Source organism: Candidatus Palauibacter sp. (assembly GCF_965213655.1).
In the GTDB taxonomy this organism is placed as follows: Bacteria; Gemmatimonadota; Gemmatimonadetes; order Palauibacterales; family Palauibacteraceae; genus Palauibacter.
Map to the genome: position 1 here is coordinate 363,298 of NZ_CBDBZT010000003.1, position 17,016 is coordinate 380,313.

General features: G+C 67.1%; 18 protein-coding genes and 2 pseudogenes. 10 read left to right on the forward strand and 10 right to left on the reverse strand.

The genetic code is table 11. The annotated features are described in order from the left end of the window. The first annotated feature begins 32 nt into the window (after nt 1-32). Complete coding sequence (locus ACOOGH_RS03890; protein ID WP_420447667.1) at nt 33-167, forward strand: hypothetical protein; 135 nt, start codon at nt 33-35, stop codon at nt 165-167. 72 nt (nt 168-239) lie between these two features. Here ACOOGH_RS03890 and ACOOGH_RS03895 read toward each other — a convergent pair whose 3' ends face one another. Then, nucleotides 240-1,421, reverse strand: a complete 1,182-nt coding sequence (locus ACOOGH_RS03895; protein ID WP_420447668.1) for a tyrosine-type recombinase/integrase — start codon at nt 1,419-1,421, stop codon at nt 240-242. 239 nt (nt 1,422-1,660) lie between these two features. Here ACOOGH_RS03895 and ACOOGH_RS03900 point away from each other — a divergent pair, with 239 nt between their 5' ends. From ACOOGH_RS03900 to ACOOGH_RS03915, 4 genes are all read left to right on the forward strand, one after another. Beyond that, the gene (locus ACOOGH_RS03900; RefSeq protein WP_420447669.1) at nt 1,661-2,005 is read left to right on the forward strand and encodes a plasmid mobilization protein; all 345 of its coding nucleotides are present in this window, start codon (nt 1,661-1,663) and stop codon (nt 2,003-2,005) included. After that, nucleotides 2,002-2,169: a hypothetical protein gene (locus tag ACOOGH_RS03905; RefSeq protein ID WP_420447670.1), complete on the forward strand. Its 168-nt coding sequence runs from the start codon at nt 2,002-2,004 to the stop codon at nt 2,167-2,169. Before ACOOGH_RS03900 ends, ACOOGH_RS03905 begins: the two co-directional genes overlap by 4 nt. Beyond that, nucleotides 2,169-2,738, forward strand: coding sequence for a relaxase/mobilization nuclease domain-containing protein (locus ACOOGH_RS03910; protein WP_420447671.1), 570 nt, complete (start codon nt 2,169-2,171; stop codon nt 2,736-2,738). The genes ACOOGH_RS03905 and ACOOGH_RS03910 overlap by 1 nt, the downstream gene beginning before the upstream one ends. A 1,533-nt stretch (nt 2,739-4,271) precedes the next feature. Beyond that, nucleotides 4,272-5,237 (forward strand): hypothetical protein, encoded by a 966-nt coding sequence (locus ACOOGH_RS03915; protein WP_420447672.1) that lies wholly within the window; start codon nt 4,272-4,274, stop codon nt 5,235-5,237. Nucleotides 5,238-5,577: 340 nt separating this feature from the next. On the opposite strand, the gene ACOOGH_RS03920 is transcribed toward ACOOGH_RS03915, so the two are convergent. Both ACOOGH_RS03920 and ACOOGH_RS03925 read right to left on the reverse strand, forming a co-directional pair. Beyond that, nucleotides 5,578-5,778 (reverse strand): hypothetical protein, encoded by a 201-nt coding sequence (locus tag ACOOGH_RS03920; protein ID WP_420447673.1) that lies wholly within the window; start codon nt 5,776-5,778, stop codon nt 5,578-5,580. Continuing rightward, nucleotides 5,762-6,223: a hypothetical protein gene (locus tag ACOOGH_RS03925; RefSeq protein ID WP_420447674.1), complete on the reverse strand. Its 462-nt coding sequence runs from the start codon at nt 6,221-6,223 to the stop codon at nt 5,762-5,764. Before ACOOGH_RS03925 ends, ACOOGH_RS03920 begins: the two co-directional genes overlap by 17 nt. 318 nt (nt 6,224-6,541) lie before the next feature. On the opposite strand from ACOOGH_RS03925, the pseudogene ACOOGH_RS03930 reads away from it, so the two are divergent. After that, nucleotides 6,542-6,760, forward strand: a pseudogene (locus ACOOGH_RS03930) (helix-turn-helix domain-containing protein); the annotation flags it as partial. A gap of 356 nt (nt 6,761-7,116) precedes the next feature. On the opposite strand, the gene ACOOGH_RS03935 reads toward ACOOGH_RS03930, so the two are convergent. From ACOOGH_RS03935 to ACOOGH_RS03945, 3 genes and pseudogenes are all read right to left on the reverse strand, one after another. After that, nucleotides 7,117-8,349, reverse strand: a complete 1,233-nt coding sequence (locus tag ACOOGH_RS03935; RefSeq protein ID WP_420438216.1) for an IS256 family transposase — start codon at nt 8,347-8,349, stop codon at nt 7,117-7,119. Further along, on the reverse strand, nt 8,313-8,831 hold the full coding sequence (locus tag ACOOGH_RS03940) for a DDE-type integrase/transposase/recombinase (protein ID WP_420447675.1): 519 nt from the start codon (nt 8,829-8,831) through the stop codon (nt 8,313-8,315). The genes ACOOGH_RS03935 and ACOOGH_RS03940 overlap by 37 nt, the downstream gene beginning before the upstream one ends. 247 nt (nt 8,832-9,078) lie before the next feature. Further along, nucleotides 9,079-9,216, reverse strand: a pseudogene (locus ACOOGH_RS03945) (helix-turn-helix domain-containing protein); the annotation flags it as partial. 772 nt (nt 9,217-9,988) lie between these two features. Here ACOOGH_RS03945 and ACOOGH_RS03950 point away from each other — a divergent pair. The 4 genes from ACOOGH_RS03950 to ACOOGH_RS03965 all read left to right on the forward strand — a co-directional run bounded on the left by ACOOGH_RS03950 (nt 9,989) and on the right by ACOOGH_RS03965 (nt 12,685). Beyond that, on the forward strand, nt 9,989-10,291 hold the full coding sequence (locus ACOOGH_RS03950) for a hypothetical protein (RefSeq protein WP_420447676.1): 303 nt from the start codon (nt 9,989-9,991) through the stop codon (nt 10,289-10,291). A gap of 190 nt (nt 10,292-10,481) precedes the next feature. Then, nucleotides 10,482-11,903: an SLC5 family protein gene (locus tag ACOOGH_RS03955; protein ID WP_420450057.1), complete on the forward strand. Its 1,422-nt coding sequence runs from the start codon at nt 10,482-10,484 to the stop codon at nt 11,901-11,903. Between the two features lie 138 nt (nt 11,904-12,041). Beyond that, nucleotides 12,042-12,266 carry a CopG family transcriptional regulator gene (locus tag ACOOGH_RS03960; RefSeq protein WP_420447677.1) on the forward strand — a complete coding sequence of 75 codons (225 nt, stop codon included), beginning with the start codon at nt 12,042-12,044 and terminating at the stop codon, nt 12,264-12,266. Beyond that, nucleotides 12,263-12,685, forward strand: a complete 423-nt coding sequence (locus tag ACOOGH_RS03965; RefSeq protein WP_420447678.1) for a type II toxin-antitoxin system VapC family toxin — start codon at nt 12,263-12,265, stop codon at nt 12,683-12,685. Before ACOOGH_RS03960 ends, ACOOGH_RS03965 begins: the two co-directional genes overlap by 4 nt. 36 nt (nt 12,686-12,721) lie before the next feature. On the opposite strand, the gene trxB is transcribed toward ACOOGH_RS03965, so the two are convergent. The 4 genes from trxB to ACOOGH_RS03985 all read right to left on the reverse strand — a co-directional run bounded on the left by trxB (nt 12,722) and on the right by ACOOGH_RS03985 (nt 16,998). Continuing rightward, on the reverse strand, nt 12,722-13,687 hold the full coding sequence (trxB, locus tag ACOOGH_RS03970) for a thioredoxin-disulfide reductase (RefSeq protein ID WP_420447679.1): 966 nt from the start codon (nt 13,685-13,687) through the stop codon (nt 12,722-12,724). A gap of 219 nt (nt 13,688-13,906) precedes the next feature. Continuing rightward, on the reverse strand, nt 13,907-14,926 hold the full coding sequence (locus ACOOGH_RS03975; protein ID WP_420447680.1) for a 6-bladed beta-propeller: 1,020 nt from the start codon (nt 14,924-14,926) through the stop codon (nt 13,907-13,909). Between the two features lie 5 nt (nt 14,927-14,931). Next, a complete protein-coding gene (locus ACOOGH_RS03980; RefSeq protein ID WP_420447681.1) occupies nt 14,932-16,200 on the reverse strand; it encodes a 6-bladed beta-propeller in 1,269 nt (422 codons plus the stop codon). A gap of 132 nt (nt 16,201-16,332) precedes the next feature. Further along, the gene (locus ACOOGH_RS03985; RefSeq protein ID WP_420447682.1) at nt 16,333-16,998 is read right to left on the reverse strand and encodes a hypothetical protein; all 666 of its coding nucleotides are present in this window, start codon (nt 16,996-16,998) and stop codon (nt 16,333-16,335) included. Nucleotides 16,999-17,016: the final 18 nt, after the last annotated feature.

Below are 17,016 nucleotides of genomic sequence, written 5' to 3' on the forward strand. Positions count from 1 at the left end.
TCCCGCCGAGACCACCACCTGGAGTCGCGCAAATGACCTTTCAGCCGCTTGACGTCGCGGCGTTCGCGGGGTTCCTCCTCCTCGTGGTTGGCGTGTCGCTGTATGCGTCGCGCGGGCGGCGCGACGCGGCCGGGTACTTCCTCGCCGGGCGCAACCTGCCGTGGTGACAAGGTGCATCGAATTTACAACTGTTTGCACCCGATGAACTTAGGAGTTTCGTGGGGCGGGTTCCCGTCGAGTTATTCCCGCCGGTTGGGGTTCAGCCGCGACCCCCCCCGGCGGCCTTCCAGTGCCGTCCTGAGTTGTCCAGCGTCCGGCCTCTGGTAGCACCTGAGCACCGTCTGGGCATCCCGCCAGCCGCCAAGCTCGCAGAGTACCTTGAGCGGCAAGTCCATAAGGTCCGATGCGAACTTCCGCCTCAGCGAGTGCCAGCCCCGCCGCGGCTTCGGCTCCAGCCCCGCGAGCGTCTCGGCCTTCCTCCACCACTGAAAGACGGAAGCGCGCTGCACGCCGCGCGTGGCGTCCCTCGACGAGGGCAGCACCGGGGCATTACCGGTCCCGGCACCGCTCCCGCGCGCCTTTTCCAAGGTCGCGACCGCCTCGTCCGTCATCGGCGTGACGTGCTCGTAGCCGGTCTTCTCGTGCTCGGCGCGCCAGCGCACCTCGCGACCCTCGAAGTCGATGTCCCCCCAACGAAGGTTGCGGATGGCCCCGATTCGGTGCCCCGTCTCGTGGGCGAGCACGAACGCGACGTGAAACCGCCAATCGACCTGCCGCGACACTCCGAGCATCGCGTGGTACTCCTCCTCGGAGAGGACGACCCGGGAGGGGTTCTTCTCCTTGGGCGTCCTAAGTCCCCTCAGCGGATTCGAGACGAGAAGGAGTCTCCCCTCCTCGTCTCTGGACTTCGTTGCCCAGTTGAGGACCGCGATGAGGAACCGCAGGTCCAACTCGATGGTCCGGTTGGACACGGGCTTCCCGCTAGGTCCGATCCTACCCGCCCGGCGCTCCCGGATGAAGCGGTCCCAATCGCGCTGCGACAGGGTCTCGGGCCTTCGGTCCCGCCCGAGGAAGTCGAGGAACATCCTCGTCCCGACTCTGTCCCGGTGCCGGACCCGCTTCGTCTTGGAGGGCGTCACCTCCTCACCGTAGATGTCAAAGAGCTTTTCCAGCGTGAGCGGCGCGGGTGCGGCTTCCGCCTCGCCGTTCAGGTCCGGGCTTGCGAACCCGGCGGCGAACTCGTCCGCCTGCCGTTTGGCTCGGGTCCAGTCACGGTGACCCAAGGACCTCGTGAGCCTGCGCCCGTTCTCGCGCCACTCGATCTGGAAGAGGCCGGTTTTCGGATCAGGAAACACCCGGACCCGGTTCCGGCCCCATTCTCCGGCGCTGTAGGAGCGCCGGCTTCGTTTCGTGCGTGCCATCGTTCGATTCCTCTCTCGATGGACTGCACGATCTGCGCCATTGAAACCTCGCGCCGCTCGGGCGCGTCGTCCAGAGTTGGCGGCCCGGTGCGCTTTCGCGCGGGTGCGCGACGGGGCCGTTTGTTTCTGCGGGTTACCGGGGAGCCAGATGTGTTTTCGCTTCACGAAAACCTCTGGCCGGGGGATGCCCCCGGTCCCCCGAACGACATTCCGCCCGCCACCAGAGGAGGTCGCCCGACATGGCTCGTCCCCGGAAGCCCGAGGCCGAACGCAGGACCCGCACGATCGGCGTGCGCGTCACGACCGCGGAAGCCGCCGAGATCGCCGAGCGGGCCGGGGCGGCCCGCATGACGAAGGGCGGCTATATGCGCCGCAGGGCGCTGGGGCAGCCGGTTCGCGAGGCGGCCGTTCACCGTCTCGGCGCTCGGGAGCGGGTCGAACTCCACCGGATCGGCGTCAATCTCAACCAGATCGCCCGCGCCCTGAACTCCGGGGTTTCTGCGCCGCCGGGGACTCTGGAGGCGATCGAGCGGGTGGGCGAGCTTGCGGCCGATCTCCTGAGCGGGGAGGCGCTGGACCGATGATCCCGAAGATCAACAGTCTGGGGCGCTCGTTCGCCGGTGCCGCGGCGTACTGCCTGCACGATTCCCCGACGCCGGACGACCGGAGTCCGGAGACCCGGAGCGGGTCGCGTGGGCCGACACCCGCAACCTCGCGACGTTTCGGCCGGAGCGGGCCGCGCGGCTGATGGCCGCGACCGCGAAGGCGGCCCCCGACCTCAAACGGCTGGCGGGCGCGGCGCGAGGCGGGCGGAAGCTGGCGAAGCCGGTGCTGCACTACTCGCTCAGTTGGGCGCAGGACGAGACGCCGGACAAGCATGAGATGAGCCGCGCGGTGGACGGGAGTCTGGAGGCGCTGGGGCTGGAGGGCCACGAGGCGCTGATCGTCGCGCACCGGCGCGGTCCGGGGCCGGGAGGATCTGGTCGAGGGCTGGCGCGAGGATCTCGCCCGGAATCATCGGGAAGATCGCGCCGCGCTGGGCAAGGAACACGGCGGGCGCGCCCGGGAGCTCGAGCGCGGTGTGCGCGAGTCCTATCGAAGGGGGTTGGTGGACGCGGAGCGGCGCGCATGGGCAGTGCGGGAAAGGATGAGGGAGCGCCAAGAGACGAGGGAGCGGGAGAGCGGCCAGAGCATCATCATCCCCATTCCCCGGCCTCGCCGGCCCAGAGGCCCCGAGCGCGGCGGCGGGTTCGAGCGATGAGCCTCGACTCTTCGTTTCATCGCCCAGCGGGCCGGGAGCGCGGTGGTCATGACTGACCCTCTCCGGACGCCGGAGATTCGGCGTCTATTCGACTCGCCAGCGGATGGATCGCATTCGACGCCGGGGCGCCACGCTGGCGGTGCTGGACGGGGGAGGCGCGGCGGATGGTGGGTGGAAATTGGAGGCTCGGCATGGAAGGCAGACTCCAACTGATCGTGTCTCCCGCAACGGCTGCGGCGATCTCGGCGATTCGCGATGTTCTTGGTCACTCCTGCGGTCGCGCCGGCATATGCGCAGCAGGAAGACACGCCGCTCGTCCACGAAATTACCCCGGATAGCCTCGGCATCGCTGATCTCCGCCGCCGAACAGGGCGACGCCGATGCTCAGTACAACCTCGGGGTCATGTATGACAACGGGGGAGGGCGTGCCGGAGAACGACGCCGAAGCCGTCCGCTGGGACGGCGACACTGCGACCATGCTGCCCCCTTCCGGCCGGACGTGCGCGAGCACGATTCCAGGGCCGGGCGACCATGCGCGCCACTGCCCCCCGTCCGGAGCGGCCATCGCGCCCCAGCCCCCGGGATCAGCCAGCCGTTCGGCAAGGTCGCGGCCCACAACCCACGCCAAGGCCGGGAGCACGTCGCCGGGGGCATGGTCGGCCCGATGCCCGCCGGGGCTTGTCACGTGTGCCAGAGTCTTGCACGCCGCCTCGGATTCCTCGCTCACCGAGCGGAAGGGCGGGGGCCAGGGAGTCCGAATCGAGCGCCGGGAAGCCGTCGCGGGGAAGGATCACCGCCCCGCCCTCGGGGTCTTCCAGCGTGAGCCCCTCGAACGGGGCTTCCAGTTCCACGGCCACCCCCCGTTGATGCACGCCATAGGTGTTTCACGGGTCCCGGAAGCCGTCCGGAGCGCGGGAGAGGACCCAAACTCGGCACCGATCCCGGAAACTCGTATGGTTCCAAGCGATTCCTGTGGTCGCCGGTTCCGTGGATCACTTGGAATAGTTCCGGCCCGTCATGGGCGACGATGCCCGCCGCGCTCGCGTCCGCCAGCGCGTCACGGGTCAACGCCTTGCGCTCGATCACCGCGACGCAATCGCCGCCCCGGTAACAGGATCGCGCCGGGGTCGGCCGCCTCAAGCTCGAAGAGGATCGCATCCCACGCCCGATCAGTCTGCCGCCGAAAACTCTGGGCGGCCCCCGAGTCCGGGGGGAGTCTCGCCGTTCGGAGACCTTAGAGCGGGTTTCGGGGCCACCTCGGATTCCTGATTCACCGAGCGGAGAGGCGGGGCCGCTATTGACAAGCTTGTGTCTGTTGGTATCTTACCCGAACGGCGCCCCGAACGGCGCCCCGAACGGCGCCCCGAACGGCGCCCCGAACGGCGCCCCGAACGGCGCCCCGAACGGCGCCCCGAACGGGACGGTAAAACATGACTCGCAACTTTGCCACCGTAGCCCTAGCACTTCTGTTGGGGTGTGGGGGTCCAGAATCCGATCCTGTTGGCCTCTCCAATCGGACACCCGGAGAGGCGGCCGTGTTGATCGCAGCAGACGCATCGTGCGTCACGAATGATGTATGGCGATTGGCCGTGTTCGGCCTGAACAACACGGGCAAACGGTACTACGCCGTCGCGTACTACCGCGCGTTGATCCGGTTCTCCGAAGCCAGCGGTCGATCGCTGCCCCACTGGCCGGCACGCCACGGCGCGAAGCCTGACACCGGCATCACGGCCGACGGGCTCCGGGAGGCGCGGTATTCGCATGGCCAGAAAGGCGGATGGCATGGATGGGATCCGATCATCGCAGCCGTCCAGTGTCTCGACGATGCGGAGGGAACGACGGTCACGCCGCCGCCACCCCCAACAGTTCCCCAGACGACACAAGAGGTCTGGCTGGTCCTCCACAGCTTCGACGACTACGACGGCGCACGGGCGACCTACGGATCTGGACCGGACAGGCTGACGGTCGAGGAGGGCAGCCACGTGATCGGGAGGTGGCGCGCTCATCGTACAGGCACCGATGAGGTCTGCGTAACGGCACCGGACTGGCTGAAGCTCAGGGGGCTCGACAACGGCTGCATCCCGGAATCCGCGTGGGTTACGGACAACACGTCGTCGTACGCTGATCTGTGGAACACCGTCGCGAGTCGAGACGACAACATCGTCGATCCGGACAAGGTCTACGAGATCGTGCTCGACGGCACGGCCCGGGACGGAACCCACAAGGAGGCCCGGGTGGTGGTGACCGAGGACGATATCGGACGGATCAGCCTCCACTCCGTTAACGGGTCCTCCTGCGGCAGCACCACGTGCGTCCAGTACTTCAACTTCCGGCAGGTCACGGCCGGCTACACCGCGACGTTCACGCTGTCTGGCGGCAACGGCCACTTCGCCGACGGCCAGCGGTCTGTGGCCCGGTCCGTCTCCGGAACCGCCTACGAGACGGTCGGCATGGTCGGCATCGACTGCGGCACAGCGGGATCAATGCGCCTGCATGTGAGTGCCGACCATCCGCGTGTCATTCCTTGGAACGCGCTCACGGTCTGCCGATCCTGACCGACTGAGAACGAGCGGTAGCACCTCGGGGAAGCCCGTCGCGGAGGAGGACCATCGGGCCGCGCTCGCCCGATTTTCGACGCCGCGGAAAACCTCCAGAGCGGCCCCCGAGTCCGGGGGAGTTTCAGCCTTCGGAGGCCGCAGGGAGCGTTTCGCGCCCCTTTGCGGGGGCCGGGGAGGCCACGGAATCGCGCTCCGCAGCCGGAACCGTGCTGGATTCGCGTTTTCTAGGCTCGGGGATACCCCCTGCCCCCGAGCCCTTGAAGCGCTTAGAGCGCCTCTGAGCGCTTCAAGGCGGATCCGCCGCGAGGCCGAAGCTCGCGCCCGTGTGCAAAACGCCTCACGCCCGCCGCCGTGTCTCGAGCCCGTGCGCCGTGAGCACGGCCGCCGCTTCCTCGGGGCCGGACACGTCCGCCTCCCGCTCGTGGCCGTCGCCGTCGCACCAGCGCGCCCGTCGCACGTCCGGAGGGACGGCCACGGGGTAGAGCATCGACAGCCCGCGCACGTCCAGCGTCTCCCGCCCGTCACTGCCCGCATTCATTGACGCGTAGGTATTCGTCCAAGAAGCGGTCCAGCATCATACGAAGCTCTTCAAAACGGCCGTTCGCCACGTCCGCCCACGTTACGGCTGTTCCGCTCGTCCCCGTCCGCCGGTCATGAAACCGCTTCGCAAGCTCCATCTTGAAGACGTAGTGGACTTCGCCCCCAATCTTCGCCCCGCCCACGGCGACGCTGAGAATGTCGGGGGCTTTCGGGTCATAGATTCTCGCGGCCCGCAACCGGCTTCGGCCGGCGGTTTCAGTTTCAGCTTGGACCCCTGCCTCCATTTTGAACCCGTCCACGTCCAGCGCGTGGACGAAGAAATCCACCGCACAGCCGGTATCCAGGCGGAAGCGGTCGAAGTCGGAAGCTTGGGCGGCAACTGGGCCGGGGAGTAGTGACGCTACCGCAATGAGAACGAGCGGCCACCCCGTGCGCCCCCTCACCGCTTCCCCCCGTCGCGATCCGCGAGCCCTTCCCAACGCCGCCAACGCCCGGCTTCCGCCTTCCGCTTCCGTCACTGTCCCGCCTTCCGTGTCTTGGCCCGCCGTGCGGCCCGCTCGCTCGATTCCAGCGCCCGCAGCCAATAGGCCGGGGCCGTGTCCGCCCGTTCGGCCGTCCGCTCGATCCGGTCGCGCCAGCCTGTTCTGATACGGTAATCACCTGACAGCTGCCCCTGAAAAAAGGGACGGTGGCCACCCGGCCTCCAACGAGGTTAGTTGAGAAGTGCTCTAAACAACTCGACAACCACGGAGGAGAGAAGAATGACCACCGTCCAGGCCGAGAAGATAGATCGGCGCAAGCTGTCGCTGCTAGAACTCGCTCAGGAACTGGGCAACGTCTCCAAGGCGTGCCGGATCGTGGGCTACAGCCGACAGCAGTTCTACGAGATCCGAAGGAACTTCCAGGTGTACGGGGCCGAGGGGCTGCTGGACCGCATGCCGGGGGCTCGAGGCCCTCACCCGAACCGGGTCGCGTCGGAGCCGGGTGCAAGCGATCCGGGTCCCATCGACGTGCTCGCACCGGACGGGCGCTACGTCGGAACCTTCCCCGCCGGGAGGCGCGAAATGCCGGACGCCTTTGGTCCCGACGGTCTGGCAGCTTTCCTCGGCACGGACGAGTTTGATGTTCCGGTCATCACCGTGAGGCGATTGCCGCAAGATGTCCGGTAGACTCCCGGCCCCGTGTCGATGAGCGCGTCACGGAGCAGGGCCACGGGTCATCGGTGGTGGTGAAGCGGCTGCGGCGGTTGGAGCGACAAGACAACCTCCCGGAGCCGCCGACGGGTTGACGCATCCCACGGGGACTGTCAGATTTTCTGTGTAAATGGCCCTCGCACTCATACGGGCACTCGGCCCTCGAACACGATCGACAGGTGGTTCAGGGCGCCGGTCCAGTCCTGAACGGGCCGGGTCCAGCGCTGTGACGCCCTCTCGATCGCAAGGTACAGCACTTTCCTGACCGCCTCCGGGGTTGGGAACGCGCCGCGCTTCCTCGTCACCTTCGTGAGCTGCGCGTTCAGGGCCTCGATCGCGTTCGTCGTGTACATGACCTTGCGGATCTCGGGCGGATAATCGAAGAACGGGGTCAGGTTCGCCCAGTTCGCCCGCCACTTCCGGCTGATCATGGGGAAGCGCTCGTCCCAGCGCTGAGAAAAGGCCTCCAGCGCCGTCTCGGCCGCCTCCAGGCTCGGAGCCCTGTAGATGGCCCGCAAGTCCCTGGCGACCGCCTTGCGCTCCTTCCAGGCGACGAACCGGAGCGAGCCGCGCACCAGATGCACGATGCAGAGCTGGACCTGCGTCTTCGGGAACACCGACTCGATCGCCTCGGGAAAGCCCTTGAGGCCGTCGATCGCTGCGATCAGGATGTCCTCGACCCCCCGGTTCTTGAGTTCGGTGAGGACCGAGAGCCAGAACTTCGCCCCCTCCGCTTCGCCCACCCACAGCCCCAACAGCTCCTTGTTGCCCTCGAGCGTCAGGGCCAGGGCAAGGTAGACCGCGTGCGTCCGGACGTGGCCCCGGGAACGCACCTTCACGTGGATCGCGTCCAGATACACGATCGGGTACACCGTATCCAACGGCCGGCCCTGCCACGCCTTCACGTCCTCCAGGACCGCGTCGGTCACCGCCGAGATCAGCGACGGTGAGACCTCCACCTTGTACAGCTCCTTCAGGTGACCCTGGATCTCCCGCGTCGTCATGCCCCGCGCGTACAGCGCGATCACCTTCTCGTCGAACCCGCCCAGCCGACGCTGGCCCTTCCTGACGAACTTCGGGTCGAACGTCGAATCACGGTCCCGAGGCACCTCGATCTCGAACTCCGACGTGTCCGTCTTCACTCGCTTCCGCGTACGGCCGTTGCGCGAGTTGCCGCCGTTGCGGCCCTCTCTCGCGTGCTTCTCGTAGCCCAGGTGGTCGGTGAGCTCTCCCTCCAGCGCCCGCTCCACCACCCGCTTCGTCAGCGCCTCCAGAAGACCGCCTCCGCCCATGATCTCTTCCGGGCTGCGGCCCTCCAGCAGGCTGTCGAGAAGCTCGTCTACCTCCCGCTCCGTCGCATCCTTCTTCCTCGCCATGGTCTCCTCCCGCTTCCAGAGTCTACTCCATGGCCATTTACACAGAAATCAGCACACTCCCTCCCGAGCCACCACTCGGCCTGCGCGTTCAGGTCCGCGTCGCCGGCGAAGCTGCGACCGTAGGTGAAGCTCTTGCGAACGTAGCCGATGGGGCGCTCGACCTTCCCCTTCGTCTTCGCCCGGTAGGGCCGGCAGGCCCTGGGCCGGAAGCCCCAGTGTGCGGCGAAGCGGAGGAACTCGGCGTTCTCGGTCACGCGGCCGCCCTCGCCCCTCAGATCCCGGATGATCACGCTCTTCATCTGGTCGAACAGGAGCTCCCGCGGCACGCCTCCGAAGAAGCCGAAGGCCGCCTCCAGACCCTTGAGCAGCGTCGACATGTCCTGCCGCGGGTAGAACCGGAGCCACAACAGCCGCGAGTAGCCGAGCACGACCAGAAGCAGGTAGCGGCGGCCCCACGGGAAGCGGAAGTGGGCGAAGTCCACCTGGCCCCTGCACTCCCGGGTCCGTCTCGAACCGCACGAGAGGGTCGGCCGGAGCACGGGGCCGGACCTTCCGGACGTACTCCCTGAGCTGCGTGTAGCCGCCGGGGTATCCCGCTGCACGGATCTCCGCCAGCAGCCGGACCGCCGTCAGTTCCGGATACTCCTCAAGCCGCTCCCGCACGATCGCCTTGTACGGATCCAGCTTCGTGGGCACCGGGGGCCGCGGACCGTAGCGGACCTCCTCGAGGTCCCGGTCCAGCTCCCCCTCGTTGATCCAGCGATAGATCGTCTGACGGCTGATCCCCAGTTCGCGGGAGATCTCCGTCACCGTCAGTCCTTCGTCCAGGTAGTGTCGCAAAAGCACGCGTCGCTCCCATCCGATCACCGGCGCCTCCCTCTCGAAGTGGAAGACGCCAAGTTCTGCGTTCCCGGACGGAGCGGCTGCTCCACCCGGCCTTACGGGAACGACCGATGTGTCACTTTTTCGGCCGCCATACCTGTCACTTTTTCACCCGCTACCGACACACGATGCGTACGATCACCATTCGAGTCTAAAGCAGTGGCCCGACGGACCACAACCGGCCGCTGGACCGGGCACCGACGACGAATCGGCGGTGCGCATGGTGCCTGCTACATCCGTCTGGCTCTCTGGTGCCCGACGAGATCAGCGAAGCTCGGTCTTGGGTTGTTGCCTTCCGGCCCGCGCCCGGAGGTCGCGGAGCGTGAATTGCGAGGTGTTGTGGAAGGCCTGCCCGACCGCCTACCGGAGCGCGGAGTCCTGTTTCGCGACCCCGGCGGCATCCACCGTTGCCTTCATGTCGAGGTCGGCCCGTCTGATGGGCTCCAGCATCGTTGCCTTAGTCCCTGTACGATAACGTACCGGCCACGAGGGCCGCGCGGCGTATGCGGGTGCCGTACCTGCGCGGGGCAGCCGGATGCGATTCGATTGGGCAACCTGCCGAAGTAGAGCACTTGGGACGGAAACAAGCCTTCACATGGAAAGCTGTACCGGTCATCCGGAAAGGGCGCTGGCGTTTGTCGCGTCCCAGCAATACTGTCAGCAGGTCTTTGGCGTGAGCGGACGGAGCCAACCCGTTCGCGCGACGCTTCAGACTGCCGGTCGGAGGCGGTCAGGGGACCACGGGGATGGGGAGGGGATGGTGACCGACGAAGCCAAGCGCGTACTGCATGCTTTCTGGGACGGGCGCAGATTCAACTTCGGCATGGTGCAGGAGGCAGCTGCGAGCGACCCGCGCCGGGCTCGCATCGCGCTTGAACAGGCGACTCGATTGGGCTACGTCGTGCGGGTACCGTTCGAGGCGGCGGACCTCTATCGACTCACCGTGACGGGACGCGACCTCGGCCAGCATCTCGCCGACACCGCATCTGCTCATACCGGGATTTCGGGTATGAACTTGCCCCCACCAGCCGAGAAACATGAGATGAGCATCAACGTCTGACCCCCCCGAGTGGGGAGCAAGGGAGAACGCGGCCCAAAACGTATGTCCCGATGGGTGGGGCCGGTTGGATTCTCGCCAATCAGTTACGGTTTTCCCGCTTTCGCGGCTCGGTCCAGCAAGGTCCAGTAGCACGGCAGAAAACGCAGATCGTGCAGCCCTGTAAGTAGTTAGACGATTCTCTGCCGCGATTCTGGCCTCAGGCGATCCGCCGTGGTGGCTGATCGGCTTCTCGCTCATCGCGTCCAACATCTCCACCGAGCACTTCGTCGGCATGGCGGGGCGGGGCTACGACCTCGGCCTCGCGATCGCGAGCTACGAGTGGATGGCGGCCGTCACCCTCGTCCTCGTCGCCCTCTTCTTCCTCCCCCGGTTCCTCGCGGCGGGGATCTACACCATCCCCGAGTACCTCGAGTTCCGCTACGACGTTCGCACGCGCACCCTGATGGCGGCTTTCATCCTCGCGGCGTATGTGCTGGTGGCCCTCGCGACCGTGCTGTATTCGGGGGCGCTCGCGCTGGAGTCGATCTTCGGCCTCGACATGGGGACGGGGATCTGGCTCATCGGGATCCTCGCGGGCGGCTACACGATCTACGGCGGACTCAAGGCGGTGGTGTGGTCGGACCTCATCCAGGGAGTCGCGCTCCTCCTCGGCGGCGTGCTCGTCACCGTGCTCGGCTTCCGCGCCATGGGCGGCATCGGGCCCTTCCTCGAGGCGGCCGACGGCAAGCTCCACACCGTGCTCCCTCTGAACCATCCGGAGATGCCGTGGCTGGCCGTGTTCATCGGCGGCCTGTGGATCCCCAACATCTTCTACTGGGGTCTGAACCAGTTCATCACGCAGCGGACGCTGGCGGCGCGCAGCCTGGCGGACGGACAGCGCGGGCTCTTCCTGGCGGGCTTCATCAAACTCTTCATCCCGTTCATCATCATCTTTCCGGGGATCATGGCGGCCGAACTGTTCGCCGATCAGGTGACGAACCCGGACCAGGCCTACCCGGTGATGATGCGCGAACTGCTTCCGGTCGGGCTCACGGGCATCATGTTCGCGGCGCTGTTCGGGGCCGTCATGAGTTCGCTCGACTCGATGCTCAACTCGGCGGCGACGATCTTCAGCGTGGACCTCTACAAGCGTCACCTGCGGCCGGAGGCATCGTCGCGGCGGCTGATGGTCGTAGGGCGCGTGACGACGGGCGTACTGGTGGTCGTCGCCTGTCTGTGGGCGCCGGTCGTGGCGCGGGCGCCGAGCGTGTTCGAGTACATCCAGATGTTCTGGGGGTTCATCTCGCCGGGGATCGTGGCCGCGTTCCTGTTCGGCATCTTCGCGCCGCGCACGCCGCCGGCCGCCGCCTTCGGGGGGATGGTGCTCGGGGTCCCGGTCTACGGGCTCCTCCTGTGGCTCCTGCCGGAGGTCGCCTTCCTGCACCACATGGCGATCACTTTCCTGGTGATTTCCGCCTGGATCGCGGTCGTGACGCGCGCGCGGCCGCTCTCGGCGCCGCGCCGGTTGCCGCGCGCCGCGGAGGGCGTGGATCTGACGCCGGCCCCGCGCGCCGGGTTCTGGGCCGGCTGCGTCATCGCGGGGGCGGCCGTCCTCTACATCATCTTCTGGTGAGCTGGGGAGGGTCACCGCCGCCGAGTGATGTCGGTTTGACCCATCGCGCTGTCCCTGTAATACTATGTGTGTTAGTACGGTGTTACCCAGAAGCGTGATACTCACCGCGGAGGGCGGGCCAGGATGAGATCTGTATCGATGAAGATGCCGAGCCACCTGGCTCGGGAGGTCTCCGAGGCCGCGCGCCGGCGTGGCATCAGCAGGTCTGCCCTGATTCGAGAGGCCCTTGAGGCATTCCTGCGGAGGGAGAAGGCCGCGCCGAGCGTTTCGGCCCTGTCGCGGGCGGTCGACATCGTCGGCGCATTTTCCGGGCCCGAAGACCTCTCGGTGAATCCGGACCATATGCGCGACTTCGGCCGGTGAATCCGGAGATCCTTCTCGATACCGGCCCACTGATCGCCTTTCTAAACTCCCGGGATCGGTATCACCCCTGGGCGCGGGAACAATGGGCCAGGGTCGAACCCCCGTTCCTCACCTGCGAAGCCGTCATCGCCGAGGCGTGCTTTCTCGCTTACCGTCTCGCCTCCGGAGCACCGGAAGCGGTGGTCTCGCTGGTGGAGCGAGGCGTTCTCGATGTGTCGTTCGGGCTCGCAGACGAGGCCGCTGCCATCGCGCGGATGATGAAGAAGTACGACGACGTGCCCATGTCCCTGGCGGATGCGTGCCTGGTCCGAATGTCTGAACAGCGCCCGGGAAGCGTGGTCCTCACCCTGGACAGCGACTTCAGGATCTACCGGAGAAGCGGACGCCAACCCATTCCGACGCGGATGCCCGATGGGTGACGCGGGGCCCGATCGTCGCGGCCCGAAACGCCGTGATCAGCCGGCGCCGCCGCTGTGGGCCAGGAAGCGCTCGGCGTCCAGCGCGGCCATGCATCCCGTGCCTGCCGCCGAGACGGCCTGGCGGTAGTAGTCGTCCATGACGTCGCCCGCCGCGAACACGCCGGGGACGTTCGTCTCCGTGCGCCACGCCATCGGCATGTCCACGTAGCCGTTCTCCTTGAGATCGATCTGACCGCGCAGGAACTGGGTGTTGGGGATGTGGCCGATCGCCACGAACATCCCTCCCACCTCGACCTCCGAGACCTCTCCCGTTACCGTGTCCCGCAGGCGCAGGCCGGTGATCACGTCGTCGCCCAGCACCTCCTGCACCGTCGTGTTCCACAGGAAGCGCATCCTGTCGCTGGCGAACGCCCGCTCCTGCATGATCTGCGAGGCGCGGAGCTCGTCCCGGCGGTGGATGAGGAGCACCTCGCTGGCGAACTTGGTCATGTAGAGCGCTTCCTCCATGGCGCTGTCTCCACCCCCGACGACAGCCACGACCTGGCCGCGAAAGGCGGGCAGGGCGCCATCGCACACGGCGCACGCGGACACGCCGCCGCCGCTCTGGGCGAGCCGTTCCTCGCCCGGCACGCCCAGCCAGCGCGCGTTGGCGCCGGTGGCCACGATCGCGGTCTCCGCGAGGATCTCCTGCTTCCCGGATGAGCGCAGGCGGAAGGGCCGGCTTGAGAAGTCGACCTCGACGATGTCCTCGGTGAACACGCGCGTGTCGAAGCGCAGCGCTTGCTTCTTGAAGTCCAGCATCATGTCGATGCCGCTCACGCCGTCGGGAAAGCCCGGGTAGTTCTCCACGTCGGTGGTGAACATGAGCTGCCCGCCGGGGATCATGGTGCGGCTCCCCGCGCCCTCGAACACGAGGGGGTTGAGGTTCGCCCGGGCCGCGTAGATGGCAGCCGTCCAGGCCGCGGGGCCGGAGCCGATGATGACGACGTTCTCTGGTTTCATCGTTCTGTATGGGTTTCTCGGTCTTCGTTCTCAAGACCGGTCGTTGTTCGTTTGGCGAGATCCGTTTCGGGGGGAAGATATCACCCGCGCGCCCTCGGGCTCGGGACCGTTTCCGTTCCACCTCCATACCCCGTCGGGCAACGGGCGGTTCGGGCAAGCTGCGACGGGACTCGCGCCAGAGGGCGACGTTCCCGCGAGAACGTGTCCGGTCGACTCGGGCTAGGGCATGCGGTACTCGTGGACTCCGAAATCGTCTCTGAGGCCGAGGGCGTAGATGAAGGGTGGAGACGGGGCGTAGCCGCGAACCCAGGTCTCGGCGAACGCATGGCGCCCGGTGACGCGGCCGCTATGGTCGAGAACCCATAGCTCCCATGGATTCTCGTCGAGGTCCTCCGGGGTAGCGGTGACGAAGAACGAACCCTCGCCGAGGGGAACCGGGTTGGTCACCCACAACTTGCCTCCGATGATGCGACGTCCGTCGGCGTCGACAAGGCGGGCCTGCTCCATCTTCGCGGTGAACTCCTCCCTCCAGCCGGCCAAGACGTGATCCACGTCTGCGAACGTGACTTCCGCGTGCAGGGATCCGTCCAGGCGGTAGAGCCGCCCCTCGGGGATCGACGGTTTCAGGACGAGCATGAGTCCGTCGCCCACATAACCCAGCGACAGGCCCATATCGGCTGTTTCGCTGTAGCTCGCGTCACCGAAAGAGCCCTGACTCCGGCCGTCGATGTGGATGAGTTCGATCAGGGTCCCATTGGGTCCCGGCAGTACGGCGAGCACAGTGTCGGAGACGGCCGCCATTCCCCGCAACAACCGCTCAAACTTGATCTCGCGCAGCATCTCGCGAGTGTCGCGATCGAAGAGGACAAGCTTGCCGTTCCCCTGATCGAGGACGGTTATGTGCTCCGTGCCCACCGCGAAGCCCCGCAGGTTACCGATCTCGCCCGGGCCCTCGCCGCCACGGCCGAAATACCCCACGAACTCGCCGTCTGTCGTGAACTCCACGATCCTGTCATCGGCCCACTCGAGCCCAAACAGGTGCCCGCTGACGGGGTCGTACTGAAGCCCGGTAGGTCGATGCAGCCAGGTGGTGGCCGCGGTCGTGTCCTGCCGGACGACCGTCCGCACGCGCTCGAGCGTCATGGGTTCGTCGAGCGACGCCTGCACTCGAATCTCCCCGTCGGAACAGGCGACCAGGCTGGCCACGGTGAATGGAAGCGTCTGTCTGAAGCGGTTCACAAGCCTCATCTCCCCACCTCGATGCGGAAGCGGACGACGCGTTCGACGTCCAGCGCGTCGCGGGTCACGGCCCACGCGTGGTCGCCGTCGAAGACCGGCTGCGGGAATTCCGCGAAGCCTTCCGGCGCGTTGACGGCCCCGAGGTACGTGCCGTCGGGCTCGAACACATCGTAGCGGAGCGGGGAAGGCCAGGTCACGGGCTCGGAACGGGCGTTCTCGGGGTCATGGTCCTCGTTCGCCTCGGGGGACGCCTCGGTCCAGAGCCGGACCCAGATCCGCCCGTCCCGGCCGGTGACCAGGCCGCGGAAGGGAGGCTTCGACTCGGGGACCGGCGGCCCGTTCCACTCCCAGTCGGGCTGCGTGACGCGGAGTGCACGCGTCAGCCGCTCGCGATGGTAGCTGCGTTCGGCCTCCGATACGGCGACCGGCTCGTAGGCGCGCTCGATGCGCAGCACGCCGTCGTCTTGCTGCACGTCGATGCCGTAGTCGGTGGAGATGCCGGACACGAAGCGTCCGTCCGGGTTCAGGGTCCAATAGCGCCGCGCCGTCAGCGGTACCGGTTGCGATATGGTACGGGCGCGTCCGGCGCCCATCACGAGTTCCAGTTCAACCGAGGGCGGCTCGAAGTCCCCGCCGGGAGGGATGAGGGTGTCCCGAGGCGCGCCGCTGGCGTCGAAGGCGAGGAGGTGCGGTACGGAGCCGCCGCCGGGCGAGGCCTGTGGGGCGAGCACAAGGGCTCGGCCCTCCCGGTCGGCGTACAACTGCTGCAACCGGAGGATGACGCCGCCCGCGCTGTAGGTCCACGTCTCCGGCTCACGGCCTCCGGCGCCATACACCTGGATCCTGAAGCCGAGCAGGTCATTCACCGCCACCCGGCCGTCGGCCAGCGCCACGACCGACCCGGCGGTGCCCAACTCGCCCGGTCCCTCACCTGGTCCTCCCAGCGTCTCGATGTACGCTCCGGTCGGATCGAAGACGCGAACGTTGAGGGCCTGCCCGTCCAGGACGTAGATCCGTCCCGCGTCGTCCACCGCGATCGAGGCGATGCGCCCGAAGAGAAGCTCGTCGGGCCCCTCCACCTCCCCGATCGACACTTCCGGAACCAGCGTCGCGTCGGCGCCCCACACGCTTCCGGACAGGGTCCGCACGACGGTGGTGTCGCCCAGCGTCTCGGTCACGACTTCAGCCTCGGGCCCGTCGCCGGATCCTGGTGCTGCGTCGCAGCCGGCGAGAAAAACCGCGGCAATGACGATGGTCGAGATCCTGCGAAGCACGGGAGTCTCCTACGCTCTGGCGGCTCTACCTCGCCTGGGTCCCCCACGGGAGTCCAGTCCTCTCCGACACATGGATGAATATTATAAATGTAGTAGATCTGCGCGGAAACACCATCGGGACCTCCGCACGCCTCAGCGACCTGGCTCGTGCGCGGGAGACACAACAATGCAGGGTTTGTTGATCAGCCGGCTCGCCTCACGCCATCCGGCCGCAAGAGCCGCGGCCGCGACGAGAGAGAAGACATGGCCTTCGTCGATGATGTTCCCATACCACGGCTGCGGCATCCACTTGAGGAAGGCTTCGACGGCCGTCTCGGCGTCCTGTACATGTTGATTCCCGTCAAGACGAGTCGAGGCCGGTTTTCCTCTCCCCGCCACAAGAGCCTCCCAGACAAGGAGCCCGGAGTCAGCCTTCTCGAACTCCGATCCGCAGAGGAAGAGGGGTGGCTCGACAGACACCGTCTCGCGAAGGCGCGACAGGACCCAGGAGACCTGAACGAGGCCGGTAGCGAGCGATGCCGTGCCGGCGCCCGCAGACCACGGTCGAGAGCCTTCTCCGGGTCGCCCCGCTCGCGCCTTCAGCAGGTCTTTGGGCTCCGCACGAAGGGGGACGAAGAGCGGGCATTCGAACCCGAGAGCGACCTTGGCGCCCGCATCGAGGTCTTGGCGCACTCGCTCGGCGAATTCCTCGATGTCGGTGCCCCGGCACGGACGGGACCCGTCTTCCAGCGTCCCGGCCCAGCCGAAGCGTCCCTGCTTGATCGAGCCCACATCAGCACAGTAGACCGCCAAGTTCACGCCGCACCTCGCGGTCGA